This window comes from Erwinia sp. Leaf53 (genome assembly GCF_001422605.1).
Lineage (GTDB): Bacteria > Pseudomonadota > Gammaproteobacteria > Enterobacterales > Enterobacteriaceae > Erwinia.
This window is the reverse complement of the sequence record NZ_LMLK01000021.1, coordinates 320,228-346,777: the sequence shown is the minus strand read 5'-3', so window position 1 is coordinate 346,777 and position 26,550 is coordinate 320,228. Positions and strand designations below refer to the sequence as shown.

Below are 26,550 nucleotides of genomic sequence, written 5' to 3'. Positions count from 1 at the left end.
GGGCTCTTTTATCTCACCCAGCGATGCACTTCCCAGCCGTGCTGTTCGGCCAGCGCGTGCAGCGGTGGCGCAGGGTTAATCACCCACGCGTGGTCGGCGTGCGCCAGCATCGGCGCGTCGTTCATCGAGTCGCTGTAGGCCCAGATTTTATCGAATAGGTGAGGCTGTTCCGCCTGCCACTCCGCCAGACGGGTCAGTTTACCCTGCTGGTAGGTGATGGTGCCGAAAATGCCGCCGCTGTAGCGTTCATCGACGATCGACACGCCGACCGCCAGCGCCACGTCGGCACCCAGCGCCGCGGCGATCGGGTTGACCAGCTGTTCACCGCTGGCGGAGATCACCAGGATCAGGTCACCGCGCTGGCGGTGCCACTCAAGCCGCTCGCGGGCCTGCGGATAGACGCGGGGCAGGATATCGCGCTGAATAAACCGGCCGATCCAGCCGTCCACGGTGCGGGTTGCCAGCCCGGCCAGCGGGGCTAACGTGGTACGCATATAGTCTTCCATCGACAGGCACCCCTGATAGTAGTGCTCCATCAGCACCCGCTCTTCATCCAGCAGGCCGGGCGGGGCGAAGCCTTCGGAGACCAGCCAGCGCAGCCACAGGCTGGTGGTGTCATCGCTGATCAGGGTTTCGTCGAGGTCGAACAGGGCTAAATCCATTTTTTTACTCCGGTAGGGGACTGGCGGCAGCCTAACGGATTTTTGTGACAGTCATAACCTTTTTGCCAGGAAAAATCCTTCAGCGCGCCCTTAACGGCGTTATCCGTGCAAAAAAACGGCGACTCAGGCGGCAGACCAGGCGATCCTCTTATAAACTTTAGAAAACTTTACGGTTCTGCGGTTCAATTTAACGTCGTAACGCCTTAGTGTAGGACGGTTAATCGTCAGATTACGCTTCACCACTAAATGTCTTTCAAATGGATACCCGGTCCCGCCATGAAGAAAACGCGCCTGCTAACCAGCCTCACCGTGCTGGCCACCACCTCAACGCTACTGTTAACCCTCTCCACCGCTTACGCTGAGCAGGCACCTGCCGCGCCGCAGGTCGACGCCAAAGCCTGGGTGCTGATCGACTATCACAGCGGTAAGGTGTTAACCGAATCGAACGCCGATCAGCGTCTTGACCCGGCAAGTCTGACCAAAATGATGACCAGCTACGTCATCGGCCAGGCGCTGAAAAGCGGCAAAATTAACAACGACGATCTGGTCACCATCGGCAAAGATGCCTGGGCCACCGGTAACCCGGCGCTGAAAGGGTCGTCGCTGATGTTCCTCAAGCCCGGCGACCGTATTCCGGTTTCAGAGCTGAACAAAGGCATCGTCATCCAGTCGGGTAACGATGCCAGTATTGCGCTGGCGGACTACGTCGCCGGTAGCCAGGACTCGTTCGTCAGCCTGATGAACAACTACGTCAAGGCCTGGGGCCTGCAGAATACCCAGTTTAAAACCGTGCACGGGCTGGATTCAGAAGGTCAGTACAGCACCGCGCGCGATATGGCGCTGATCGGCCAGGCGCTGATCCGCGACGTGCCGGACGAGTACGCGCTGAATAAAGAGAAAGAGTTCACCTTTAACAAAATCCGCCAGTACAACCGCAACCGCCTGCTGTGGAGCACCAATCTGCAGGTTGACGGCATTAAAACCGGCCACACCTCCGGTGCCGGCAATAACCTGGTAGCCTCGGCGGTGGACGGCGATATGCGTCTGATCTCGGTGGTGCTGGGCACCGCCACGGACGCCATTCGCTTCCGTGAAAGCGAAAAGCTGCTCACCTGGGGCTTCCGCTTCTATGAGACCGTGACGCCGATTAAGGCCGATAAACCCTTTACCACCCAGCGCGTCTGGTTTGGTGACCGCAGCGAAGTCAGCCTCGGAGTGGCTAACGATGCGGCGGTAACGTTGCCGAAAGGTCAGCTGAAAAATCTGAAGGCCAGTTTTACGCTTAAAGATCCGCAGCTGACCGCGCCGCTGGCGAAAAATCAGGTGGTGGGCACCATTGATTTCCAGCTGGACGGAAAATCGGTGGAGCAGCGGCCGCTGGTGGTGATGGAAGAGGTGAAAGAGGGCGGCTTCTTCAGCCGCATCTGGGACTTCGTGATGATGAAACTGCACGGCTGGTTTGGCAGCTGGTTCGCGTAATCCAGACAACCCGTTGTTTGCTTAATCAATAAAAAAACCCGGCGTTTTTGCACTGCACCTGAATCAGTTGGCTAACCAACTTCTGGGGTGCAGGACAATTGCCGGGTTTCTTTATGAGCGAGTCAGGATCAGAACAGGGTGTAGGCCACTGCAGAGATGGCCACCAGGCCAACCAGCACCACAAACACGTTGCTCAGCTTGCCGCTGTACTGGCGCATCGCCGGTACTTTGTTAATGGCATACATCGGCATCAGGAACAGCAGCACGGCGATAATCGGGCCGCCCAGGCTTTCGATCAGGCCGAGGATGCTCGGGTCCAGCGTGGCGACGATCCAGGTGGTCACCAGCATAAACAGCGCGGTAAAGCGGTTCAGCTTGCTCTCGGTAATGCTCTTGCCGCGGCTGCGCAGCATCTTGTTCACCGTACCGTTAAAGCCTTCACGCGCGCCAAGGTAGTGGCCGAGGAAGGATTTGGTAATTGCCACCATGGCGATGATCGGTGCCAGCCAGGCCATCAGCGGCGTATCGAAGTGGTTAGCCAGGTAAGACAGAATTGAAATATTCTGCGCCTTGGCTTCCGCCAGGTTTTCCGGCGTCAGGCTCAGCACGCAGCTGAACACGAAGAACATCACCGTCAGCACCATCATGATATGGCTGCGCGCCAGGATGCGTGAGCATTTCTTCTCTGCCTGGTCGCCGTACTCTTCACGTTTTGCCACCGCAAAAGCGGAGATGATCGGCGAGTGGTTGAAGGAGAACACCATCACCGGGATCGCCAGCCACATTGTCATCATCAGCCCTTTACCGCTGCCGCTCAGGCTGACGTTGTCGAAAATCGCGCTGTTCCAGTGCGGGATCAGGTACAGCGCCAGCGCCATCAGCACCAGCACAAACGGATAGACCAGCACGCTCATGGTCTTCACGATCATCTCTTTACCGAAGCGCACGATGGTCATCAGGCCGACGATCAGCACCAGCGCCAGCAGCGCCCGCGGCGGGGCCTGCATATGCAGCTGGTGGGTCATAAAGCTTTCAACGGTGTTGGTGATCGCCACGCTGTACACCAGCAGAATCGGGTAAATGGCGAAGAAGTAGAGCAGGGTGATCAGCTTACCGGCACCGACGCCAAAATGCTCTTCCACCACCTCGGTGATGTCTTCGCCTGGTTTACGGCCGGAGAGCACAAAGCGGCACAGCCCGCGGTGGGCGAAGAAGGTCATCGGAAACGCCAGCAGCGCCATGATCACCAGCGGGATCAGACCACCGATGCCGGCGTTGATCGGCAGGAACAGCACCCCGGCACCGATAGCGGTTCCGTACAGGCCCAGCATCCACATGGTATCGCTCTTGTTCCAGCCGCTGGCATCCTGAGTTGCCTCCGGGCTGAGCACCGCCGTTTGTGAAGATTCCATCGATTTCTCCCGTGTTGAAAAGGTAAATTGCTGTGCCAGACCGCTGGCTGACGTTTTGCTGCCCTTCAGACAGGCGGCGCGTCCGCAATCAATCTGGCTTTAAATACGCCATCAGCGCGCTATCAGAATGGGCAATGACAATGCCGTTTTTATTAATCGCGCTAATTTAATGGCGCACACTCTACCATCAGAAAAAATAGAAGAAAGTGCTGCTTTGATAACTCCTGGTGATCCTAATCACACTTTCATCACCTTTTTTAGGGGTAATGTCTGTCAGCCCTGGCTTACAAGGGGGAATTGACCACTAAACTGGCTTTAAAACAGGGGTTTAAACTGAATTTCACTATTTTTAAATGGTGAAATAATGAGTGGGTTGCGTGTTTTTACAACAGGGTTTACTGATAATATATTAATTTACAACAGGTTATGAATTTTATCCTGCAGCAGGTTGTTGCGCTTTTAATCATTTGCGCAACATATTTGTCTGTAAGCCGGCAACAGTATTCCGGTTGCGCAAAACAGGCAGAGTGGGTAGGAACAGGCTTACGTGGCGTCAGTAAAGGCGGGAAGGGAAATAAGCGGCAGGCGGGCAGATGATTCTTACCCGCCTGCGTTTAAATCAGTCGCGTACCCAGCCCTTGCCAATGGGCACGGCAAACAGCAGGCGATATAGCGCAGACAGGCGGGGCAACAGGCGCTGCCCAAACAGCAGCCAGAAAATTTGCGCAAACAGGCAGGCGAGCATGCCCACCAGCAGTCCGCCGAGCATATCCAGCGGCCAGTGAATCCCCAGATAGACGCGTGACCAGGCGATCGCCGCACCACAGACCAACAGCAGTATGCCGGACCAGACGCGGTGCCAGCAGATAAACGCGATGGCGAAAGTAAAGATCACCGTCCCGTGGTCGCTGGGATACGAGTCATCCGGCGCGTGTTCGAGGAACTGATGGCCGAGGCCGATGGCAAACGGCCGCGGGTGGGGAAACAGCTGCGCCAGGCACCAGGAGAACGCCAGTGCGTAAAGCAGCGCCACGGCGGTTTTGACCACCAGCACCCGCTGCGAGTGCAGCCGGCTGCGCGGCCCCCACAACCACAGGCCGACAATCAGCAGCGGCACGATGGCGATCAGGTCGCGGGCAATAAACGTGGCCAGGGCGATTAACCAGGCAGCAGAATCGCCGCTGGCGTTAATGGCCAGAAACAACCCGCGGTTTAACTCTTCCATCATAAAAAAATAATCCTCATCGATAGCCTGCGCATAAAGCGATCGCACCCGCCAGAGGCCCGTCGGTGCAGGCCCTGTGCAACGAAAAGTCGTTGTCAGGTGGGGGTATAGCACGAAATGCTTAAGGTAAAATTAGCGGCAGGCGACGTAAAGGGGGGCAGTCCCAAATCGCGTCTTTGTTTCAGTTGTGTTGAGGATTGATGACGGCTGGGTTACCGGAGGCATAAAAAAACCCGTTAAACAGAAGTTTAACGGGCTCCTCAATTTGGGGATTTCAAAGAAAAGCAGTGGCACTAATTAAGACTGTGACCCCTGCCGAAAGTTCGCTGAAATCGTCAAATTATTTTCAGCCACCCAGAACCGGCCAGAGTATCACGATCAGCGTACCGGCCAGCGTCAGCAAAACGTTAGCAATGGCATAAGTTCCTGCATAGCCGAGTGCCGGAATGTTGCTGCGCGCGGTATCGCTGATGATCTCCATCGCCGGGGCGCAGGTGCGCGCGCCCATGATCGCGCCGAACAGCAGCGCGCGGTTCATCTTCAGCACCCAGGCGCCAAACAGGAAGCAGATTACCACCGGCACCAGGCTGACCACCAGCCCGGCGCCGAGCATCAGCAGCCCTGTTTCGCCGATGCCGTGGCTGATGCCGCTACCGGCGCTTAAGCCCACGCCGGCCATAAACACCATCAGCCCGAACTCTTTCACCATGGTCAGTGCACCCTGCGGGATGTAGCCGAACGTCGGGTGGTTGGCGCGCAGGAAGCCGAGCATGATGCCGGCAAACAGCAGCCCGGCGGCGTTGCCGATGCCAAAGCTGAAGCTGCTGAACTGGAAGGTGATCATGCCGATCATCAGGCCGATGATAAAGAAGGCGCAGAACGCCAGCAGATCGGTGACCTGGCTGTGAATGGAGATAAAGCCGATACGGTCCGCCACCGACTTCACCCGGCGGGCTTCGCCGCTGATATGCAGCACGTCACCCTTGTTCAGCATGATGCTGTCGTCGATCGGCATCTCAATCTGGCTGCGGATCACCCGGTTGAGGAAGCAGCCGTGATCGGTGAGGTTCAGCTGGCTCAGGCGTTTGTTCACCGCGTTGTTATTTTTGACCACGATCTCTTCATTGACGATGCGCATGTCCAGCAGGTCGCGATCGAACACTTCTTTGCCGTTGCGGAAGCTGGGGTCCAGCCGCGAGTGGGCATCAGGATAACCGACCAGTGAGATCTCATCGCCCGGTTGCAGCACCGCGTCGCCGTCCGGGCTGGCCAGAATACCGTTACGGCGGATGCGCTCAATGTAGCAACCGGTCTGGCGGTAGATACCCAGTTCGCGCAGATTTTTGCCGTCGCTCCAGGCCACCAGCTCCGGGCCGACGCGGTAGGCGCGGATCACCGGCAGGTAGACTTTACGTTTGCTGTCCGGGTCGAGGCCGCGTTCGCGGGCAATCTGCTGCGCGCTGGTGGGCAGGTCCTGATGCTGCAGCCTGGGCATATAGCGCGCGGCCACGATCAGGCTCACCAGGCCAATCAGGTAGGTCAGCGCGTAGCCGAGGCTCAGGTGATCCTGGGCCAGGCTCAGGCTGCTGCCCGGCGGCAGCGTTTGTCGCAGCGTATCCCCGGCCCCGACCAGCACCGGGGTGGAGGTCATCGCCCCGGCCAGCATGCCGGCGGTCAGGCCGATATCCCAGCCAAACAGCTTGCCCAGCCCCAGCGCCAGCGTCATGGCGCTGGTCACCATCACGATCGCCAGCATCAGGTAGTTTTTTCCGTCGCGGAAGAAGATCGAGAAAAAGTTCGGCCCGGCTTCGACGCCGACGCAAAAAATAAATAACATAAAGCCGAGGTTTAACGCCTCGGTATTAATCGCAAAATGCTGCTGGCCGAGCAGCAGAGAAACAACCAAAACACCAATAGAATTACCCAGTTGAACAGGTCCCAACCGAATTTTTCCTAAACAGAGCCCCAAAGCCAGTACGACAAATAACAACAGAATGTAATTATTACTTAACAAATCTGCGACGTTTATATTCACGGTTTAACTTCTTGTTTACCAGTAAGCTATTGATGAGAAGCGGTTTATGGGATAAATTTAGCCGCCAGCACAGACGGTGGGATACGGGTTAATACCGATTGGTCACCAGCGCTAAACAGGGACTATTTTAATCGCTCTGCTCCCTTTCAGCCAGTCTGCACCGTGCCTGAATTATGCCTTATTGTATAAAACAAAATCATTATTGTAACAATCTGTCAGGCCGTTGCGGGCGTTGAATTGAATTGGGTTAAAAATAACCTGGAGAAAATTCTATGAGGTTAGAAGACATTAAGTGGTCAGGCGTGATTGCCTGCAGTTCCCTGTACGGCGTGCTGTTTCTGGCGATCCGCTATCTGATTGCCGTCAGCGGTGATGGCCACGCTCAGCTCGGTCTGCTGCTGTTAATCCTGCCTGGCGCACTGGCCGCGCTGATGTCAAGAGACGCGCCGCTCACCGTGCTGCTGCTGGCGATGCTGCTGGCATCTCCTCCCTGCCTGGCGCTGATGCAGCTCAGCGTGTTTCACAGCATGGGCCTGGGCCAGGAGATCGCCCTGATCAGCAGCGCGGTCTTCTGGTGCGGCTCCGGCACGCTCGGCGTGATGCTGTGGCGCACGCTCACCAGCCTGCACCACCAGCAACATCAGTAGGGGAAGGGGGCAAGGCGGCAAGCAAGAGAATCCCCGGGAGCTKACAYMAGTCAGTGACCGGGGTGAACGAGCGCAGCCAACGCAGCTACGTCGCTAAAGACGGATCAATACCCGAGTATTTCGTGCTGTAGCAAGGCGGCAAGCRAGAGAATCCCCGGGAGCTGACATCAGTCAGTGACCGGGGTGAACGAGCGCAGCCAACGCAGCTACAGCGCGAAAGACGAAGGGTATTTACTGGAAGAGACCGAGGTGGGCTTTGGCATGGGCTTCGAAATCTGTAAACCCACCAATATGCGTTGAGTCCAAAAAGATCTGCGGCACGGTTTCAACCGGTTTACCGACGGTTTTTTCCAGGTCAGCTTTGCTAATCCCTTCCGCGTGAATATCAACGTAACGGAAGTTAAAGTCATCACGCTCTTCGGTCAGTTTCTCAGCCAGCTCTTTTGCGCGTACACAGTAAGGGCAGCCAGGGCGTCCAAAAATCACTGCAAACATTGATGTCTCCTCAGAATTCAGATTCGATTGTGTGATGCTTATCACAACTTATCGCTTAGTGGCGCTATGATGCCCGCAACAGACCCTGAAAGAAAGAAGGAATTACCTGTTGGTCTGATACGCGCCGTCTATCCCCGGCCGCCTGCAAAATCGCCTGTCGCCGGCCTGGCGTTTGGCATCCGCGCCGGATCCAGGCTTTAATAACGCACTGTTTCCCCTGAGCGGTGTTGCCTGCAGGAGTCCTCTATGCGTGCGTTTAGCCAGTTACCCCGGCCGGTTTTGATCCTCGAAGTGCTGGGTATTTTACTGCTGGTGCTCTCTTACCTGACATTACACGAAATGCTACCCTTGCCGGCACCGTTAAGCGGGCGGCTGGCGGCAACGGTGATGATTTTCGCGGGTATTGCCCTGATGCTGCCTGCGGCGCTGGTGATGATGTGGCGTACCGCCAGACTGATGGCCCCCGATTTATTTAACACGCGCCCTTCGCGTGACAAGAAACCACCAGGAGACAACCATGACGCCGACCATTGAGCTGCTCTGCAGCCACCGTTCCATTCGCGCCTTCACTGAGCAAACGCTGTCTCAGCCGCAGCGCGAGGCGATTCTGGCGGCCGCCCAGTCGGCCTCCAGCTCCAGCTTTCTGCAGTGCTCATCGATTATCCGCATCAGCGACCCATTGGTGCGTGAGGCGCTGGTGCCGCTGAGCGGCGGCCAGCACTATGTTGCCCAGGCGGCCGAGTTTTGGGTGTTTTGCGCCGACTTTAACCGTCACCAGCAGATCTGCCCGCAGGCGCAGCTGGGGCTGGCGGAGCAGCTGCTGCTTGGCTGCGTGGATACCGCGCTGATGGCACAGAATGCCATGGTTGCGGCCGAATCCCTGGGCTTTGGCGGCGTCTTTATCGGCGGCATCCGCAATCATATCGCCGGGGTGACCGAGCTGCTGGGGCTGCCGAAATACTTGCTGCCGCTGTTCGGCCTGTGCCTTGGTGAACCGGCGCAGGATCCGCTGCGCAAGCCGCGTATGCCGGTCAGCATGCTGGTGCATGAAAACCGCTATCAGCCGATCGACGCGGCCACGCTGGCAGAGTATGACCAGACGCTGGAAAACTATTATCAGCATCGCGACAGCAACCGCCGGGTGGAGAGCTGGAGCGAACATATCCAGAAAACCATTATTAAAGAGAGCCGCCCGTTTATTCTCGATTACCTGCATCAGCAGGGTTGGGCAACGCGCTAAGCGTATTTATGCCGGAGGTTACCGTTGAAGATTGCTTTGCTGTCCCGTGATGGTTCGCTTTACTCCTGCCAGCGTCTGCTGGAGGCCGCGCGTCAGCGGGGCCACAGTATGGAGGTGATCGATCCACTCTCCTGCTATATGAACATCAACCCCGGTGCCTCGGCGATCCACTATCGCGGGCGGCAGCTGGAGCCGTTTGACGCGGTGATCCCGCGCATCGGCTCGGCGACCACCTTTTACGGTACGGCGGTGCTGCGGCAGTTTGAGATGTGCGGCAGTTACCCGCTCAACGAGTCGCTGGCCATCGCCCGCGCGCGTGACAAGCTGCGCTCGCTGCAGCTGCTGGCGCGCGCCGGCATTGCTATGCCGGTGACCGGCTTTGCCCACTCGCCGGACGACACCAGCGACCTGATCAAGATGGTCGGCGGCGCGCCGCTGGTGGTCAAGCTGCTGGAGGGAACCCAGGGAATCGGCGTGGTGCTGGCCGAAACGCGGCAGGCGGCGGAGAGCGTGATCGACGCCTTTCGCGGGCTGAACGCGCATATCCTGGTGCAGGAGTTTATTAAAGAGGCGCAGGGGCGGGATATTCGTTGCCTGGTGATTGGCGGGGAAGTGGTGGCGGCCATCGAGCGCGAGGCGAAAGAGGGGGATTTTCGCTCAAACCTGCATCGCGGGGGGACGGCAAAGCGGGTCAATATTACCGCGGCCGAGCGGAACATTGCGGTGACCGCCGCCACCACGCTGGGGCTGGACGTGGCGGGTGTGGATATTCTGCGGGCCACGCGCGGCCCGCTGGTGATGGAGGTTAACGCCTCGCCGGGGCTGGAGGGGATTGAAAAGACCACCGGGCTGGATATCGCCGGTATGATGATTGAATGGATAGAGCGCCAGGCCAGACCCGGTTTTTGTCTAAAAACGGGTGGATGAGTTCATATTTCTGTCGTAAACGTGGTGTTCAGCGATGTTTTTACGTAAGCTAGTGCGCAATTTTATTGCGGCAAGAGAGTAAGCAAATGGATTCACTCGTCGTTCCGGACCTCGACGTGTTACGACGCTGGTTGGATCAGCAAAGCATTACCTGGTTTGAGTGTGACTCCTGTCAGGCGTTGCATCTGCCGCATATGCAGAATTTCGACGGTGTGTTTGATGCCAAGCTGGATCTGGTCGATAACGTGATCCTGTTTTCGGCGCTGGCAGAGGTGAAGCCCACCGCGCTGATCCCGCTGGTCGGTGACCTGTCGCAGATCAACGCCAGTTCGCTGACGGTAAAAGCGTTCCTGGATATTCAGGATGATAACCTGCCGAAGCTGATCGTCTGCCAGTCGCTGAGCATTGCCGCCGGGGTCACCTACGGACAGTTCCTCAACTTTATGAAGCAGAGCGAAGAGCAGATCTCAATGATCGTGCTGGAAGCCTTTGCAAATAATCTGCTGATGGTCAGCGATGACGATGAGGATGCGCCTGGCGCGGTTGCGTCCGGCAATTCGATGCTGCACTGACCCGTTCAGTTCCATCACGCGATCCTGCGGGCAGCTCGGTAAGCTGCCCGTATTTTATTCTGCCCCACTGAATCCCTTCGTTTCCCGCGCCTGCTGACCCTTTGCCTGGCGTTTCTCCCGTTATTGTTGCCACATTTTCTTCTGAATTTTTCCGGTTTATACCAGATTTTCTTTGGCGTTTAGGCCACTGAAGGCCTGTCACCGTGCGCAAACTTGCATAGAAAATCGATAAAAGCCGTTTTTTACGCTTGAGGACTGGTCTGAAAGGGTGACTGCGGCTATGCTGGCGGGGCTGCATAAAAGCGTGCAACGTCCCCGGAAATATAGGTTTTTAGTATTAACAACACCTTGAATAATGATTCAAAGTGAACCTGTATTGGCAGGCGCAAACCGGTTCGCCTGCCCGGCTTAAGACTATCTCAGTTCAGGAGGATGGAAGATGTTCAACCAACGTAAAAAATGGTTGTCAGGCGTGGTTGCAGGGTCGCTGATGGCGATCTCTGCGGGTTCACTGGCCGCAGACAAGACGCTGCACGTTTATAACTGGTCTGACTATATTGCCCCGACCACCGTGGCAGATTTTGAGAAGCAAACCGGCATTAAAACCGTTTACGACGTCTACGATTCCAACGAAGTGCTGGAAGGCAAACTGATGGCCGGCAGCACCGGCTATGACGTGGTGGTGCCATCCTCCAGCTTCCTGGCGCGTCAGCTGCAGTCTGACGTGTTTCTGCCGCTGGATCGCAGCAAGCTGCCGAACTACAAAAATCTCGATCCCGATCTGATGAAAAAGCTCGAGCAGCACGATCCGGGCAATAAATTTGCGATTCCTTACCTGTGGGCCACCACCGGCATCGGCTATAACGTCGAGAAGGTGAAAGCCGCGCTGGGCAAAGATGCGCCGGTCGACAGCTGGGACCTGGTGCTGAAGCCGGAAAACCTGGAAAAACTGAAGGGCTGTGGCGTCTCCTTCCTCGATGCCCCGGAAGAGATCTTCGCCACCGTACTTAACTACCTCGGCAAAGATCCTAACAGCAGCGATCCGAAGGATTACTCCGGTGCCGCTACCGATCTGATGCTTAAGCTGCGTCCGAGCATCCGCTATTTCCACTCTTCCCAGTACATTAATGACCTGGCAAACGGCAACATCTGCGTGGCCGTCGGTTGGGCAGGTGACATCCTGCAGGGCAAAAAACGCGCTGAGGAAGCGAAGAACGGCGTGGTGATTAACTATGTGATCCCGAAAGAGGGCGCGCTGGCGTTCTTCGATATGCTGGCGATCCCGAAAGATGCCAAAAACCCGGATGAAGCCTATCAGTTCATCAACTACCTGATGGAGCCGAAGGTGATGGCGAATATCTCCAACACCATCTTCTACGCCAGCGGCGTGAAAGCGTCCCTGCCGTTTGTTAATGACGCTATTCGCAACAACCATGGCATCTATCCGACGCCGGAAACCATGGCCAAGCTGTTTATTCTGAAGGTTCAGGACCCGAAACTTGACCGTGTGCGTACCCGTGCATGGACTAAAGTTAAAAGTGGTAAATAACTGAATCACTGAGCCTGGCTCATTTGCTTACGCAACAGAGGTGCAGTTACCGGCCTCTGTTTTGTTATTTTCAGGGCTGACCACCCCGGTGGCACGGGTCAGTCTGCACAGCGCCGGAGAGTAATGGTAGTGAACGACGCAATCGTCCGTCCTCAACAAAAAGCTGGCAAGGCGTTAACGCCGCTGCTGGAGATCCGCAATCTGACCAAGTCGTTTGACGGCCAGCACGCGGTGGATGATGTTAACCTCACCATCTATCAGGGCGAGATTTTCGCGCTGCTGGGTGCCTCAGGCTGCGGGAAATCGACGCTGCTGCGTATGCTGGCCGGCTTTGAGCCGCCGACGCACGGGCAGATCGTGCTGGATGGCAAAGATCTCTCCCACGTGCCGCCCTATCAGCGGCCGATCAACATGATGTTTCAGTCCTACGCGCTGTTCCCGCATATGACGGTGGAGCAGAATATCGCTTTTGGTCTGAAGCAGGACAAGCTGCCGAAGGCAGAGATTGCCGAGCGCGTGGCCGAAATGCTGACGCTGGTGCACATGCAGGAGTACGCCAAACGTAAACCGCACCAGCTCTCCGGCGGCCAGCGGCAGCGCGTGGCGCTGGCACGCAGCCTGGCGAAACGCCCGCGGCTGCTGCTGCTGGATGAACCGATGGGCGCGCTGGATAAAAAGCTGCGCGACCGCATGCAGCATGAAGTGGTGGATATTCTTGAGCGCGTCGGTGCGACCTGCGTCATGGTGACCCACGACCAGGAAGAAGCGATGACCATGGCCGGGCGTATTGCGATCATGAACCGCGGAAAATTCGTGCAGATCGGCGAGCCGGAAGAGATTTACGAGCACCCGACCACCCGCTTCAGCGCCGAGTTTATTGGTTCGGTAAACCTGTTTGAGGGGCTGCTGCGCGAACGTCAGGACGATGGCCTGATTATCGACAGCCCGGGCCTGATCCATCCGCTGAAGGTGGCGTCGGATACCTCGGTGGTGGATGGCGTACCGGTGTCGGTAGCGCTGCGCCCGGAAAAAGTGATGCTGTGCGACGAAGTACCGGCCGACGGTTGTAACTTCGCGGTGGGCGAGGTGGTGCATATTGCCTATCTCGGCGACCTGTCGATCTACCACGTGCGTCTGCAGAGTGGCCAGATGATCAGCGCGCAGCTGCAGAACGCCGACCGCTTCCGTCAGGGTACGCCAACCTGGGGTGACGAGGTGCGCCTGTGCTGGGAGTCTGACAGCTGTGTGGTTCTGACGGTCTGATGGAGGAGTAATGAGCCAACTATTTACCGAACGCCGCGCCAGAGCGCCAAGCGGCCAGCAGACCGGTATTAAAGGGCTGCTGACCCGTCTGCAGATGGCGCACGGCCGCAAGCTGGTGATCGCGCTGCCTTACGTCTGGCTGCTGTTGCTGTTTTTACTGCCGTTCCTGATCGTGCTGAAGATCAGCTTTGCTGAGGTGGCGCGCGCCATTCCGCCGTATACCGAGCTGCTGAGCTGGGCGGACGACCAGCTGACCGTGGCGCTTAACTTCGCCAACTATTTCACCCTGACCGATGATGCGCTCTATATCGATGCCTATCTGCACTCGCTGCAGGTGGCGGCGATCTCAACGGCGATCTGCCTGCTGATCGGCTACCCGCTGGCGTGGGCGGTGGCGCACGCCAGGCCGTCGACGCGCAATATTTTGCTGCTGCTGGTGATCCTGCCGTCGTGGACCTCGTTTCTGGTGCGCGTCTACGCCTGGATGGGCATCCTCAACGATAACGGCATATTGAACCGTTTTCTGATGTGGACGGGTCTGACCGATCAGCCAGTTGCCATCTTATATACCAACCTGGCGGTGTATATCGGCATCGTTTACTGCTACCTGCCGTTTATGGTGTTGCCGATTTACACCGCGCTGACGCGCATCGATTACTCGCTGGTGGAGGCCTCGCTCGATCTGGGCGCGCGTCCGATGAAAACCTTCTTCAGCGTGATCGTGCCGTTAACCAAAGGCGGCATCATTGCCGGTTCAATGCTGGTGTTTATTCCGGCGGTAGGGGAGTACGTGATCCCGGAACTGCTCGGTGGCCCGGACAGCATTATGATCGGCCGCGTGCTGTGGCAGGAGTTCTTTAACAATCGTGACTGGCCGGTCGCCTCGGCGCTGGCGGTGATTATTCTGCTGATCCTGATCCTGCCGATTATCTGGTTCCACAAGCATCAGAATAAAGAGATGGGGGATAAAGCATGAATCAGTTGCCAACCATTCGTTCGAAGTGGCGCACGCTGATCCTCGCGGTGTGCTTCTTCTTTCTCTACGCGCCGATGCTGCTGCTGGTGGTCTACTCGTTTAACTCCTCGCAGCTGGCGGCCTGGGAGAGCTTCTCGCTGCACTGGTATAAGGTGCTGTTTAACGACGATGCGATGATAAGCGCGGTGACCCTCAGCCTGACTATCGCCGCGCTGTCGGCCACCGCCGCGGTGATCCTCGGCACCATCGCCGCGGTGATTATCGTGCGCTTTGGCCGTTTCCGTGGTCATACCGGCTTTGCCTTTATGCTCACCGCGCCGCTGGTGATGCCCGACGTGATCACCGGCCTGTCGCTGCTGCTGCTGTTTGTAGCGATGGCCAACGCCTTCGGCTGGCCGGCCGATCGCGGCATGCTGACCATCTGGCTGGCCCACGTCACCTTCTGTACCGCCTACGTGGCGGTGGTGGTTAACTCGCGGCTGCGCGAGCTGGACCGCTCGATAGAGGAGGCGGCGATGGACCTGGGTGCGGCACCGCTGAAGGTGTTCTTTGTGATCACCGTTCCGATGATCGCTCCGGCGCTGGTCACCGGCTGGCTGCTGGCGTTCACCCTGTCGCTCGATGACCTGGTGATCTCCAGCTTCGTCACCGGGCCGGGTGCCACCACGCTGCCGATGCAGATCTTTGCCACGGTGCGCCGCGGGGTTAACCCGGAGATCAACGCGCTGGCCTCGCTGATCCTGTTCGTGGTCGGACTCGTCGGCTTTGTTGCCTGGCGACTGATGGCCCACGAAGAGAAGCAGCGCCTGAAAGATATTCAGCGGGCGCGCGGGCAGTAACCTGTAGCGGGAACGGTTCAGGCCGTTCCCGCTGTTTTTATCCCCCCGCACGGCCAGGTTATTCCGCCTGCCGGCGTACTGAACGCTGAGCGACGTTTCTGCACCTTCCTCTTATTCCTCTTTTCCTGCTGTCATTATTAAATCGCACAAAAAAACAGCGTCATGGCTGGCAACTTCTGCCGTTTTGAACTAAATAAAATGAGGCAGGGTTATCTATCAGATAATACTTAAAAATAAGCATTATTTTTAAGGCTATTATTTAATTCCTGCTTTTATTCAGGCGGTTAGCGGAATATTCTGTCACTTCAGTCAGGAGTATTGTCACACGCTCAGTCAGGGTGACGGTAATGGGCAGCGCCATCGGCAAACAGCAGGAGAGCATAATGTCAGAGGTGTTCAGGGCCGGTTCGGTATTATCCGGGCGGGAAGCCGCTATTCCGGTGCCGGTGTGGGTGGCGGCCAGCGCCATCATCGCCACGCGGCTGATCGGCGTGCTGCTGCTGGCCAACGAGCTGGGATGGCAGGAGGCGCTGAACTTTGTCCACCGCAGCGCACAGTCGTGGGATTCGACGCTGCTGTTTGTCGCCAGCCAGCTGCTGTTTTTTGCCGAACTGCGCTGTGCCTTTGCCGTGCTGCGCGGGCAGAACTGGGGGCGCTGGGGTTTTCTTGCCGCCCAGCTGTTAACGGTTATCTATATGCTGGTCGCCTCGGTCAGCGGCTTCTATCCGGAAATTTTCAGTCTTAACGGCGAGAGCACCCTGCAGATGGTGCGTTCGCTGGCCGCCAGCCGCTTCCCGGACCTGCTGGTGCTGCTGCTGCTGTTTGTGCCGCAGAGCAGCCGGGGGTTTTACCGCCGCCCGGGAAGATAGCGGAAGCTGCCATCCCCGGCGGTTTCAGGGTATACTGGCGCACTGCACTTTTGTTCCCCGGATATCAACATGCATTGCGCGCTCTATGACGCCGGCCGCTGCCGCTCATGCCAGTGGCTTGAAACCCCATACCCTCAGCAACTTACACAGAAACAGTCGCATCTGCAGCAGCTGCTGGACGCTTTTCCCGTGGCGCAGTGGCGAGAGCCGGTGGTATCACCGCAGCAAAAATTCCGCAATAAAGCCAAGATGGTGGTCAGCGGCAGCGTTGAACGCCCGCTGCTGGGGATGCTGCACCGTGACGGCACGCCGGTTGACCTGGCCGACTGCCCGCTCTATCCCGACAGCTTTGCCGCCGTGTTTGCCGAACTGCGCCCGTTTATCGCCCGCGCCGGTCTGACCCCGTATAACGTGGCGCGCCGCCGCGGCGAGCTGAAGTACATCCTGCTGACCGAAAGCCAGTTCAGCGGCCAGCTGATGCTGCGCTTTGTGCTGCGATCCACCGCCAAACTGGCACAGCTGCGCGCGGCGCTGCCGGCGTTACGGCAGGCGTTGCCGCAGCTGGCGGCAATTTCGGCCAATATTCAGCCGGTGCCGATGGCGATTATGGAAGGGGAGGAGGAGATCCCGTTAACCGAAAATCAGGTGCTCAGCGAACGCTTTAACGACGTGCCGCTCTCGGTGCTGCCGAAAAGCTTCTTCCAGACCAACCCTCAGGTGGCGGCCGGGCTGTACGCCACCGCCCGTGACTGGGTGCGCGAGCTGAACATCAGCGCGATGTGGGACCTGTTCTGCGGCGTTGGCGGTTTTGGCCTGCACTGTGCCACGCCGCAGATGCATCTGACCGGCATCGAGATCAGCAAAGAGGCGATCGCCTGCGCGCAGCGGTCCGCCGCTGAGATGGGGCTGGAACGGGTGAGTTTTGCCGCGCTGGATTCCACCGCCTTTGCCACCGCCGAAGGCAGCGTGCCGGAGCTGGTGCTGGTGAATCCGCCGCGTCGCGGCATTGGCGAAGCGCTCTGCGATTATCTGGAGAAGATGGCCCCGCCGTGGATCCTCTATTCGAGCTGTAACGCCGTCAGCATGGCCAGCGACATCGGCCGCCTCAGCGCTTACCGCATCGTGCGGGTGCAGCTGTTTGATATGTTCCCGCACACCGCGCACTATGAAGTGCTGACGCTGTTACAGCGCGTCTGAGGCGGCTGGTGCAGCGCAGGCCTGCCGCTGCGCCAGCCGCTCAGATCCGGGCGTGGCTTATTCCGGGAACCAGCGCTGGTTAATCTTATCGATAGTGCCGTTGGCGCGTAAGGTGTCGATCGCCGCGTTCAGCTTCGCCAGCAGCGCGTCGTTATCCTTGCGCACGGCGATGCCCAGCCCGGTACCGAAGTAGGCGCTGTCGGTAACGTGCTCACCGACGGTGCTCAGGTTCGGGTTGGCCTTCAGCCACTGATTCACTACCGCCGTATCGCCGAAGATGCCGTCCAGGCGGTTGTTCTTCAGGTCGAGGATCGCATTCTGGTAGCTGTCATAGGCCACCGCGGTGATCTCCGGGTGCTGCTCCTGCAGGAATTTCTGGTGGGTGGTGCCGTTCTCAATCCCCACGCGTTTACCCTTTAACTCTGCCAGGCTGTTGTATTTGCCTTTGGTGGCAATGACGATGGCCGAGTTGGCATAGTAAGGCTGGGTAAAGCTGACCTGCTTGCTGCGCTCCGGGGTGATGTCCATACCGGAGATGACCGCGTCGTAGCGGCGGAACTTCAGCGCCGGTACCAGGCTGTCAAACGGGTTGTTGGTAAAGCTGCACTCCGCTTTCATCTCGGCGCACAGGGCCTTCGCCAGGTCGATATCAAAACCGACGATCTGGTTATCGCTGCCCAGTGATTCAAACGGTGGGTAGGTGGCCGACGAGGCAAAACGGATTTTATCGGCGGCAAATGTCCCAAAGGTCACGCTGGCAAGCAGGGTGGCCAGAAGCAGTTTTTTCATTTTTTCTTTCCTTGCGCTAAAAATGTGCTGAACAGTATCGGTTATCGCCCGGCGAATGATTCGCCGATTAAGCGGACGTGAAGGGGGATGATCCGCCGATGCAGGCGCACCTGCATCGGGCAGATCAGTGGCGTCGCTCGAAGGCCAGCGCGCGGCGCTCGATCAGCCGCATCAGCAGCGTCAGCAGGCCGTTGACGCACAGGTACACCACGCCGGCGGCGGCGAAAACCGTCACGTCATAGGTGCGGCCATACAGCATCTGACCGTGCCCCATCACTTCCATCAGCGTGATGGTATAGGCCAGCGAGGTGCTTTTAAACACCAGCACCACCTCGTTAGAGTACGAAGAGAGCGCGCGCTTAAAGGCGTACGGCAGCAGGATGCGCAGCTGGTCTTTGCGGCTCATCCCCAGCGCCGCACAGGCCTGCCACTGCCCGGCCGGTATCGCCCGCACCGCACCGTGGAACAGCAGCGCGGTATAGGCAGCACTGTTCAGCGACAGCGCCAGCAGGGCGCACAGCCACGGCTGCGACAGCAGCGCCCACAGCCACGGAATGGTCTGGATAGTCGGAAACTGCCCCGGGCCGTAGTAAATCAGGAAAATCTGCACCAGCAGCGGCGTACCGGTAAACAGGGTGATATAAGCCCGGGTCAGCAGGCTCAGCACCGGCACCTTCAGCGCCAGGATCACCGTGAACACCAGCGCCAGCACCAGCGCCAGCAGCAGCGAGGCCAGCGTCAGCGTCAGGCTGGTCTGCAGCCCCTTCAGCAGCTCGGGAAAATAGCTCAGCATCAGCCGTTCCCTCTTTCGAACCGGGTGGTGCGCAGCTCAATACGTTTTAAAATCGCCTGGCTGAACAGGGTGATCAGCAGGTAAATTGCCGCGGCGATCGCGTACCAGGTGAAGGGCTCCTGGGTGCGCACGGCAATACTTTTGGTTTGCAGCATAATATCGTTCACGCTAATCAGCGACACCAGCGCCGTGTCTTTCAATAACACCAGCCACTGGTTACCCAGCCCCGGCAGCGCATGGCGCCACATCTGCGGCATAATCAGCCGGAAGAAGATCGCCGAACGACGCATGCCCAGCGCCTGGCCCGACTCCCACTGGCCGGCGGGTACCGCCTGCAGCGCGCCGCGCAGCGTCTGCGAGGCGTACGACGCATAAAGCACGGCCAGCGCAATCACCCCGCAGAGGAACGGGCTGACGTCGAAGTTGTCGATCTGCATCTGCACCGGGATCTGCACCACCCCCAGATTGAGGGTAAAGCCGTCCGACAGGGTCAGCAGCAGCTGCGACGCGCCGAAGTAGACAAACAGAACCACCAGGATTTCCGGCAGCCCGCGAAACAGCGTGACCAGCAGGGTGCCGAGCCACGCCAGCGGCCGCCAGCGGGCAGATTCCCACATGGCGAAGATCATCGCCAGGCTTAACCCGGCGATCAGCGAACAGACGGCGAGGCCGACGGTCATCCCGGCGGCGCTGGCAAGAGAATAAAGTTCGTTCATTACTTACTGCTGGAACCACTTGCTGTAGATGGTTTTATAGGTGCCGTCGGCTTTTACCTTGTCCAGCGCTGCGTTGAATTTACCCTGCAGCTCGCTGTTGCCCTGACGCACGGCGATGCCAAGACCGGTGCCGAAGTAGGCTTTGTCGGTCACTTTTTCACCCAGCGGGGCCAGGCTGGCGTTCTGCTTCAGCCACTCGTTGACCACCGCCGTGTCGCCGAACACCGCATCAATACGGCCATTTTTCAGGTCGAGGATGGCGTTCTGATAGCTGTCGTAAGGCACCACTTTCAGCCCGGTCTGCTTATCGCTGAGGTATTTCTGGTGGGTGGTGCCGTTCTGCACGCCGATGCGCTTGCCGTTGAGCGCCGCCACGTCGTTGAATTTACCCTTCTGGGTAATAAACAGCGCGGAGTTGTCGTAGTAGGCTTTGGTAAACAGCACCTGCTGTTCACGCTCCGGGGTGATATCCATGCCGGCCATTACCGCGTCGAAACGGCGGAACTTCAGGCTGGGGATCAGGCTGTCAAAGGCCTGGTTGGTAAAGGTGCACTCCACCGCCATTTCACGGCACAGGGCGTTGGCCAGATCGACGTCGAAGCCCTGGATTTTGTTGTCTGAGTCAACAAACTCAAACGGCGGATAGGAGGCTTCAGTGGCGAAGCGCAGGGTTTGCGCCGCGCCGGCACTCAGGCTGACGCTGGCAAGCAGGGCGGCAATAACCATCTTTTTCATCGTTGTATCCTGAATTAGTGCGAAAGATAACTGGCAAAGGCCGCGGTTTGCGGCTGAGAGAAGCAGCTGGCGTCTCCCTGTTCGACGATATAACCGTTTTCCATATAGACCACCCGACTGGCGGTTTTGCGCGCCACTTCCACCTCATGGGTGACGATCACCTGGGTGATGTGCGTTTCGGCCAGCTCGCGGATAATGCTGACGATCTGGGCGGTGATTTCCGGGTCCAGCGCGGCCGTGGGTTCATCAAACAGCAGCACCGCCGGCTCCATCATCAGCGCACGGGCAATCGCCACGCGCTGCTGCTGGCCGCCGGAAAGGTGCAGTGGATAGCGATCGGTAAACGGCGTCAGGCGCAGGCGATCCAGCAGCTTCGCGGCGCGATCGTGCGCCAGCGCTTTGCTGAGACCCAGCACCCGGCAGGGGGCTTCGATCAGGTTCTGCGCCACGGTCAGATGCGGCCACAGATTATACTGCTGGAACACCATGCCGACGTTCTGGCGCAGTTCACGGATCGCCGCATCAGCGGGAGGTTTGCTGAAGTCAAAGTGGCTACCGGCGATGGAGAGCGTACCGGTACGCGGCATCTCCAGCAGGTTTAACACGCGCAGCAGCGAGCTCTTACCGGCGCCGCTTGGCCCCAGTAAAACCAACGTCTCGCCCTGCGGGCAATCCAGTTGAATGTCAAACAGCGCCTGATGAGCACCGTAGAAGCAGTTAATAGCGTTTAGTTGAATACTCATGCGCAAAAAGTGAATAGCAATTGATGCCGCGAATCTTAACGTCGACAGAATAGTTATGCAATCATCGTGGGTTAAAATTTATAAATGCGGGCAGGGTGGATAAAGATTAGCACATCATAGCGTGATGTAAGCGATTTTGGGTAAATTTAGCGCTGCGGTTATGCAGTTGTGTGACTAATGTCGAAACCGGATGGGCCGCAGCGCCATATATCCGCCGGGCGTTGTTTGTTATCTGTTCATCTCTGGCCGGGGATCGCCATTGTGCTGCTGAAAAATGGCGCAATGGCCGCAGGTGATTTGCTTCTGCTGGCGCAAAACGTACTATTACTCCCCGGACAGCTTCCCCACTTCTGATGATAAGGTGCGTACGATGAAATTTTCCACAACACCCACGCTGGAAGGCCAGCCGATTCGCGAATACTGCGGCGTGGTCACCGGCGAGGCGATCCTCGGGGCCAACGTCTTCCGCGACTTTTTTGCCGGTATCCGCGATATCGTCGGCGGGCGTGCCGGAGCCTATGAGAAGGAACTGAATAAAGCGCGGAAAATTGCCTTTGCCGAGCTGGAACAGCAGGCGCAGTCGCTGGGGGCGGATGCGGTGGTCGGCATTGATATTGATTACGAAACCGTGGGTAAAAACAGCAGCATGCTGATGGTCAGCGTGACCGGTACGGCGGTGAAGCTGGCCCGTTGATGCGTTCTCTGCCCACAATAAGACCGCTGGACGTGATCCGCCCGCTGCTGCTGCTGCTGGCGGTGTGGCTGCTCACCTCAATCACCCCGCGCGGGCTGCAGCCGCAGCAGGGTTACACGGTCGACACCCGCCAGGAAGCGTACGGTGCCCGCCCGCGCATCAAGGTGCTGGTGCTCCACTATACCGCCGGTGATTTTTCACCCTCGCTGAACACGCTGACCAACCATGCGGTAAGCGCCCACTATCTGCTGCCTGCCAGCCCGCCGCAGTATGACGGACAGCCGCTGGTGTGGCGGCTGGTGCCGGAGTCAATGCTGGCCTGGCACGCGGGGATCAGCTACTGGCGCGGGGCCACCCGGCTGAACGACACCTCGATCGGCATTGAGCTGGAGAACCCCGGCTGGCAAAAGACGGCCGGCGGCATCCGCTGGACGCCGTTTGCACCCGCGCAGATGGCGGCACTGCTGCCGCTGGCCCGCGATATCGTTAAGCGCTACGGCATTCAGCCGCAGGACGTGGTGGCGCACAGCGATATTGCCCCGCTGCGCAAACAGGATCCGGGCCCGCTGTTCCCCTGGCAGTGGCTGGCTGAACAGGGCGTCGGGGCCTGGCCGGATGCCGATCGCGTGGCGTTTTACCTTGCAGGAAGGCCGGCCACGCAGCGGGTGGATAAGGCTAAGCTGCTGGCGCTGCTGGCGCGCTACGGCTATGAGATAACGCCGCAGCTGGCGGCCTATCAGCAGCAGGCCACCATCACGGCGTTTCAGATGCACTTCCGCCCGACGGATTATCGCGGCATCGCCGATGCTGAAACCGAGGCGATTGCCGCCGCGCTGCTGGAGAAGTACGGCGGCCAGGAGTAACCCCTTATTGAGACGCTCTCCCCGCCGGCGGCACTGTTCGGGGAATTACGTTCAGAAGCGACTCCTTGCCAGGGCATTCTTTCCGCTGGCGGCATGAGTCGGGAAGCCATGTTCAAAAGCGACTCTGCCTTGAAACGCTCCCCCGGCGGCCATTGCCGGGGGCTGATTAGCGTTGCGCAGTGACGTCGACGCAGAGGCCTGTGTCATCGGTTTGTCGCAGCACACCTCTGTGCGGGTGGGCGGGCTTACCGCAGCCAGTTGGTTTTAGCCAGCTCTACCACTTCATTGCCGCGTCCGTTGATGATCGCCCGCAGCATATAGAGGCTAAAGCCCTTCGCCTGCTCCAGTTTGATCTCCGGCGGCATCGCCAGCTCCTCTTTTGCCGTCACCACGTCAATCAGCGCCGGGCCGTCGTGGGCGAACGCCTGCTGCAGCGCACCGTCAAGCTCTGAGGCCTTCTCCACGCGCACGCCGTGCACGCCGCAGGCGCGGGCAATGGCGGCGAAGTCCGGGTTGTGCAGGTCGGTGCCGTCGGTCAGGTAGCCACCGGACTTCATCTCCATCGCCACAAAGCCCAGCGAACTGTTATTAAATACCACGATCTTCACCGGCAGCTTCAGCTGCGCCAGCGAAAGGAAATCCCCCATCAGCATGCTGAAGCCGCCGTCGCCGCACAGCGCCACCACCTGGCGCTGCGGGTCGATCGCCTGCGCGCCCAGCGCCTGCGGCATCGCATTGGCCATCGAGCCGTGGCTGAACGAGCCGATCAGGCGACGCCGGCCGTTCATCTGCAGGTAACGGGCGGCCCAGACGGTCGGCGTGCCAACGTCGCAGCTGAAGATCGCATCATCGGCGGCCAGCCGGCTAATCTGCTGCGCCAGATACTGCGGGTGGATCGGCTGCTTATCGTTAGCGGTGGCGAGATCGTCAAGATCCCTGCGCGCGGTGGCGTAGTGGGCCAGCGCCTTGTCGAGGAAACCGCGATCCTGCTTTTCCGTCAGCTGCGGCAGCAGCGCGTTAAGGGTGGTTTTGATATCGCCGACCAGCGCCATATTTACGTGGCTGTGGCTGCCGAGGCTGGCGGGATTGATATCGATCTGGATGATCTGCGCTTTCTCCGGGTAGAAGGCGCGATAGGGGAACTGGCTGCCGAGCACCAGCAGCGTGTCGGCGTTCATCATCGCATGGTAGCCCGATGAGAAGCCGATCAGTCCGGTCATGCCGACGTCATACGGGTTGTCGTATTCGATGTGCTCTTTGCCGCGCAGCGCGTGCACCACCGGCGCTTTCAGCGTCTCAGCCAGCGCCACCACCTCGGCATGCGCCCCGGCGCAGCCGCTGCCGCACAGCAGGGTAATGTTTTGTGCTGCGTTGAGCGCCGTCGCCAGCGTCTCCAGCTCGGCAGGCTGCGGTTGCACCTGCGGCAGCAGCGGTGGATACCACTCCGCGCTGGCACCTTCCGGCGCGGGCTGCAGCGCCACGTCGCCGGGGATCACCACTACCGAGACGCCGCGGTTGAGGATCGCCTGGCGCATGGCGATCCCCAGCACCTGCGGCAGCTGCTCCGGGTTCGACACCAGCTCACAGTAATGGCTGCATTCACGGAACAGCTCCTGCGGATGGGTCTCCTGAAAATAGTTGCTGCCGATCTCGCTCGACGGAATGTGCGCGGCGATCGCCAGCACCGGGACGCGGTTACGGTGACAGTCAAACAGACCGTTAATCAGGTGCAGATTACCCGGTCCGCAGGAGCCGGCGCAGACCGCCAGCTCTCCGCTGATGTGCGCTTCGGCACCGGCGGCAAAGGCGGCGACCTCTTCATGGCGGGTGGGCATCCAGTCGATGGTCCCCATGCGGTTGAGGCTATCGCTGAGGCCGTTCAGCGAATCGCCGGTAACGCCCCAGATCCGTTTAACCCCGGCGTTCTCCAGCGTTTTTGCCAGCAGTGCAGCAACGGTGTGTTTCATGCTTGTCTCCTTTTCTGTCGAGCCACAAGCATAGTTGACCTGGCGCTGCGTGCCTGGCATTACGTGAGATCGGGGTCCGGCGGCGTGGTGAACCGCAGCCCTGGCGGGAAATCTGTGCTGGCAGCTTGACCGGCGTACGGCAGGCGACCATTCTCAATAAAACAGGGAGCCGCGGGGGCGCTATGATTCTGGAATTCATCGATATTGCCGGGTTTCGCGGCATCAGCCAGCTGCGGCTGCCGCTGGAAGAGGACAACCTGCTGATCGGCGAGAACGCCTGGGGGAAATCCAGCCTGCTTGACGTGCTGACGCTGATCCTCTCGCCACGCGCTGAACCTTATACGTTTAGCGCGCAGGATTTTTATCAGCCAGCCACAGGCCCTGCCTGCCGGCCGCAGCGCCTGTGGCTGGCGCTGACCTGGCGGGAAAGTGAGGCCGGTGAAGCCGCCACGCCGCGCTGGCAGGGGCTGAGCTCGCTGTGGCAGCGCGGCGAGGGCGGCCTGCAGCGCGTTCATCTGCGCATCGACGGCCAGCTGCAGGCCGACGGTGAGGTCACCACCCGCCGCCGGTTTGTTGACGCGCACGGCGAGCCGCTGTTAACCGAAGGGGAGGCCACGGCCGCCCTGGAAAGCCTGGTTCGTCTCTCGCCGGTGCTGCGCCTGCGTGACGCCCGCTTTAACGCGCGGTTGCCGCGGGAGGCGCTCGCCGGTAGCGATGAGGCACGCTTTAATGAGCTGGTCCGGCAGATGGAGAGCCTGACCCGCGATCACCCTACGCTATCGGAACAGCTGAGCGAGCAGACGTTACGCCAGGGGCTGCGCACCCTGCAACAGCTGCTGGCGCACTATTTTTCCCTCGACCAGCATAGCGTAGCCGAGCCGGCCCGCCGGCTGACGCCGGGAGAACGTGACAACGATAACGGCTGGCGCCATCTGGACCGCATCCACCACCTGATCGCCGACGCCGACAGCCGCAGCCGCCGGCAGATCCTGCTGCGGCTGTTCGGCCTGCTGACCCAGGCGCGTGGCGCGTGGCAGCTGGACGCAAACGCGCGGCCGCTGCTGCTGATTGAAGATCCGGAAACGCGGCTGCACCCGATTATGCTCTCCGTCGCCTGGGGGTTATTCTCCCAGCTGCCGCTGCAAAAAATCACCACCACCAACTCCTCCGAGCTGCTGTCACAGGTGCCGATGGGCCAGGTGTGCCGGCTGGTGCGTGAAGCAGAACGGGTGGTCGCCTGGCGGCTGGGGCCGGGAGGAATGAGTGCCGAAGAGAGCCGGCGCATCGCCTTCCATATTCGCTTCAACCGGCCTTCGGCGCTGTTCGCCCGCTGCTGGCTGCTGGTCGAAGGGGAAACCGAAGTCTGGCTGATGAACGAGCTGGCCAGGCAGTGTGGTTATCACTTCGCCACGGAAGGGATCCGCATCATCGAGTTTGCCCAGTCCGGGCTGCGGCCGCTGCTGAAGTTCGCCCAGCGCATGGGCATTGGCTGGCACGTGCTGACCGACGGCGACGATGCCGGGAAGAAGTATGCTGCCACCGCCCGCAGCCTGCTGCACCCTGGCGACGAGGAGAAAAATCATCTGACCCAGTTACCCACACTGGATATGGAGCATTTCCTGTATAAGCAGGGTTTTTCCGCGGTATATCATCGCCATGCGCATCTGCCCGATAATGTGCCGATCGCCATGCGGCGGGTGATCGCGAAAGCGATCCACCACAGTTCCAAACCGGAGCTGGCGATGGCGGTGGTGCAGGACGCCGCCGAACGCGGGCCGGACGCGGTACCGCTGCTGCTGCAAACCCTCTTTGCCCGGCTGCAGCGGCTGGCGCGGCGCGGTGTGGAGTAAGCGGTGACTTGAT

General features: G+C 59.2%; 27 protein-coding genes. 16 read left to right on the top strand and 11 right to left on the bottom strand.

Features of this window, described 5'->3' with window-relative positions; genetic code table 11:
* Positions 1–8: 8 nt before the first annotated feature.
* Entirely contained in the window at positions 9–662 is a 654-nt protein-coding gene (locus ASF13_RS13335; RefSeq protein ID WP_056236964.1) for an HAD family phosphatase, read from the bottom strand.
* 276 nt (positions 663–938) lie between these two features.
* Between ASF13_RS13335 and ASF13_RS13330 the strand changes: the two genes are divergently transcribed.
* On the top strand, positions 939–2,141 hold the full coding sequence (locus ASF13_RS13330) for a serine hydrolase (RefSeq protein ID WP_056236962.1): 1,203 nt from the start codon (positions 939–941) through the stop codon (positions 2,139–2,141).
* Between the two features lie 128 nt (positions 2,142–2,269).
* Here ASF13_RS13330 and ASF13_RS13325 read toward each other — a convergent pair whose 3' ends face one another.
* The 3 genes from ASF13_RS13325 to ASF13_RS13315 all read right to left on the bottom strand — a co-directional run bounded on the left by ASF13_RS13325 (position 2,270) and on the right by ASF13_RS13315 (position 6,813).
* Positions 2,270–3,553, bottom strand: a complete 1,284-nt coding sequence (locus ASF13_RS13325; protein WP_056236960.1) for an HAAAP family serine/threonine permease — start codon at positions 3,551–3,553, stop codon at positions 2,270–2,272.
* Positions 3,554–4,172: 619 nt separating this feature from the next.
* Positions 4,173–4,778: an undecaprenyl-diphosphate phosphatase gene (ybjG, locus tag ASF13_RS13320; protein WP_056237182.1), complete on the bottom strand. Its 606-nt coding sequence runs from the start codon at positions 4,776–4,778 to the stop codon at positions 4,173–4,175.
* Between the two features lie 346 nt (positions 4,779–5,124).
* Positions 5,125–6,813 carry an aspartate:alanine antiporter gene (locus ASF13_RS13315; protein WP_056236959.1) on the bottom strand — a complete coding sequence of 563 codons (1,689 nt, stop codon included), beginning with the start codon at positions 6,811–6,813 and terminating at the stop codon, positions 5,125–5,127.
* 272 nt (positions 6,814–7,085) lie between these two features.
* Between ASF13_RS13315 and ybjM the strand changes: the two genes are divergently transcribed.
* Positions 7,086–7,460: an inner membrane protein YbjM gene (ybjM, locus tag ASF13_RS13310; RefSeq protein ID WP_056236957.1), complete on the top strand. Its 375-nt coding sequence runs from the start codon at positions 7,086–7,088 to the stop codon at positions 7,458–7,460.
* A gap of 231 nt (positions 7,461–7,691) precedes the next feature.
* Here ybjM and ASF13_RS13305 read toward each other — a convergent pair whose 3' ends face one another.
* A complete protein-coding gene (locus tag ASF13_RS13305) occupies positions 7,692–7,955 on the bottom strand; it encodes a GrxA family glutaredoxin (protein WP_056236956.1) in 264 nt (87 codons plus the stop codon).
* A 246-nt stretch (positions 7,956–8,201) separates the two neighbouring features.
* Here ASF13_RS13305 and ASF13_RS13300 point away from each other — a divergent pair, with 246 nt between their 5' ends.
* The 10 genes from ASF13_RS13300 to rlmC all read left to right on the top strand — a co-directional run bounded on the left by ASF13_RS13300 (position 8,202) and on the right by rlmC (position 17,387).
* Complete coding sequence (locus tag ASF13_RS13300) at positions 8,202–8,489, top strand: YbjC family protein (protein WP_056236954.1); 288 nt, start codon at positions 8,202–8,204, stop codon at positions 8,487–8,489.
* The gene (nfsA, locus tag ASF13_RS13295) at positions 8,473–9,195 is read left to right on the top strand and encodes an oxygen-insensitive NADPH nitroreductase (protein ID WP_056236952.1); all 723 of its coding nucleotides are present in this window, start codon (positions 8,473–8,475) and stop codon (positions 9,193–9,195) included. The genes ASF13_RS13300 and nfsA overlap by 17 nt, the downstream gene beginning before the upstream one ends.
* 24 nt (positions 9,196–9,219) lie before the next feature.
* Positions 9,220–10,122, top strand: a complete 903-nt coding sequence (gene rimK, locus ASF13_RS13290) for a 30S ribosomal protein S6--L-glutamate ligase (protein WP_056236950.1) — start codon at positions 9,220–9,222, stop codon at positions 10,120–10,122.
* An 86-nt stretch (positions 10,123–10,208) separates the two neighbouring features.
* Positions 10,209–10,694: a YbjN domain-containing protein gene (locus tag ASF13_RS13285; RefSeq protein WP_056236948.1), complete on the top strand. Its 486-nt coding sequence runs from the start codon at positions 10,209–10,211 to the stop codon at positions 10,692–10,694.
* Between the two features lie 439 nt (positions 10,695–11,133).
* Positions 11,134–12,243, top strand: a complete 1,110-nt coding sequence (potF, locus tag ASF13_RS13280) for a spermidine/putrescine ABC transporter substrate-binding protein PotF (RefSeq protein WP_056236946.1) — start codon at positions 11,134–11,136, stop codon at positions 12,241–12,243.
* Positions 12,244–12,372: 129 nt separating this feature from the next.
* A complete protein-coding gene (potG, locus tag ASF13_RS13275) occupies positions 12,373–13,506 on the top strand; it encodes a putrescine ABC transporter ATP-binding subunit PotG (protein ID WP_199177659.1) in 1,134 nt (377 codons plus the stop codon).
* Between the two features lie 10 nt (positions 13,507–13,516).
* Positions 13,517–14,482 carry a putrescine ABC transporter permease PotH gene (gene potH, locus ASF13_RS13270; RefSeq protein WP_056236942.1) on the top strand — a complete coding sequence of 322 codons (966 nt, stop codon included), beginning with the start codon at positions 13,517–13,519 and terminating at the stop codon, positions 14,480–14,482.
* The gene (potI, locus tag ASF13_RS13265) at positions 14,479–15,321 is read left to right on the top strand and encodes a putrescine ABC transporter permease PotI (RefSeq protein ID WP_056236940.1); all 843 of its coding nucleotides are present in this window, start codon (positions 14,479–14,481) and stop codon (positions 15,319–15,321) included. The genes potH and potI overlap by 4 nt, the downstream gene beginning before the upstream one ends.
* Positions 15,322–15,704: 383 nt before the next feature.
* Entirely contained in the window at positions 15,705–16,190 is a 486-nt protein-coding gene (locus ASF13_RS13260) for a YbjO family protein (RefSeq protein ID WP_056237180.1), read from the top strand.
* 69 nt (positions 16,191–16,259) lie between these two features.
* The gene (gene rlmC / locus ASF13_RS13255; RefSeq protein WP_056236938.1) at positions 16,260–17,387 is read left to right on the top strand and encodes a 23S rRNA (uracil(747)-C(5))-methyltransferase RlmC; all 1,128 of its coding nucleotides are present in this window, start codon (positions 16,260–16,262) and stop codon (positions 17,385–17,387) included.
* Between the two features lie 57 nt (positions 17,388–17,444).
* Here rlmC and ASF13_RS13250 read toward each other — a convergent pair whose 3' ends face one another.
* From ASF13_RS13250 to artP, 5 genes are all read right to left on the bottom strand, one after another.
* Positions 17,445–18,176 carry an arginine ABC transporter substrate-binding protein gene (locus ASF13_RS13250; RefSeq protein WP_056236936.1) on the bottom strand — a complete coding sequence of 244 codons (732 nt, stop codon included), beginning with the start codon at positions 18,174–18,176 and terminating at the stop codon, positions 17,445–17,447.
* 124 nt (positions 18,177–18,300) lie between these two features.
* On the bottom strand, positions 18,301–18,969 hold the full coding sequence (gene artM / locus ASF13_RS13245) for an arginine ABC transporter permease ArtM (protein ID WP_056236933.1): 669 nt from the start codon (positions 18,967–18,969) through the stop codon (positions 18,301–18,303).
* On the bottom strand, positions 18,969–19,685 hold the full coding sequence (gene artQ / locus ASF13_RS13240) for an arginine ABC transporter permease ArtQ (protein ID WP_056236931.1): 717 nt from the start codon (positions 19,683–19,685) through the stop codon (positions 18,969–18,971). Before artQ ends, artM begins: the two co-directional genes overlap by 1 nt.
* A gap of 3 nt (positions 19,686–19,688) precedes the next feature.
* The gene (gene artJ, locus ASF13_RS13235) at positions 19,689–20,420 is read right to left on the bottom strand and encodes an arginine ABC transporter substrate-binding protein (protein WP_056236929.1); all 732 of its coding nucleotides are present in this window, start codon (positions 20,418–20,420) and stop codon (positions 19,689–19,691) included.
* A 14-nt stretch (positions 20,421–20,434) separates the two neighbouring features.
* Positions 20,435–21,163, bottom strand: a complete 729-nt coding sequence (gene artP, locus ASF13_RS13230) for an arginine ABC transporter ATP-binding protein ArtP (protein WP_056236927.1) — start codon at positions 21,161–21,163, stop codon at positions 20,435–20,437.
* 177 nt (positions 21,164–21,340) lie between these two features.
* Between artP and ASF13_RS24355 the strand changes: the two genes are divergently transcribed.
* Genes ASF13_RS24355 through ASF13_RS13220 form a run of 3 tightly spaced genes read left to right on the top strand, consistent with a single transcriptional unit; the run spans position 21,341 to position 22,720 of the window.
* Positions 21,341–21,517: a hypothetical protein gene (locus tag ASF13_RS24355; RefSeq protein ID WP_156365592.1), complete on the top strand. Its 177-nt coding sequence runs from the start codon at positions 21,341–21,343 to the stop codon at positions 21,515–21,517.
* A 16-nt stretch (positions 21,518–21,533) separates the two neighbouring features.
* A complete protein-coding gene (locus ASF13_RS13225) occupies positions 21,534–21,857 on the top strand; it encodes a heavy metal-binding domain-containing protein (protein WP_056237178.1) in 324 nt (107 codons plus the stop codon).
* A gap of 17 nt (positions 21,858–21,874) precedes the next feature.
* Positions 21,875–22,720: an N-acetylmuramoyl-L-alanine amidase gene (locus tag ASF13_RS13220; RefSeq protein WP_056237177.1), complete on the top strand. Its 846-nt coding sequence runs from the start codon at positions 21,875–21,877 to the stop codon at positions 22,718–22,720.
* A 245-nt stretch (positions 22,721–22,965) separates the two neighbouring features.
* Here ASF13_RS13220 and poxB read toward each other — a convergent pair whose 3' ends face one another.
* Positions 22,966–24,687 (bottom strand): ubiquinone-dependent pyruvate dehydrogenase, encoded by a 1,722-nt coding sequence (gene poxB, locus ASF13_RS13215; protein WP_056236925.1) that lies wholly within the window; start codon positions 24,685–24,687, stop codon positions 22,966–22,968.
* Between the two features lie 182 nt (positions 24,688–24,869).
* On the opposite strand from poxB, the gene ASF13_RS13210 reads away from it, so the two are divergent.
* Positions 24,870–26,537, top strand: coding sequence for an ATP-dependent endonuclease (locus tag ASF13_RS13210; RefSeq protein WP_056236924.1), 1,668 nt, complete (start codon positions 24,870–24,872; stop codon positions 26,535–26,537).
* Positions 26,538–26,550 lie beyond the last annotated feature (13 nt).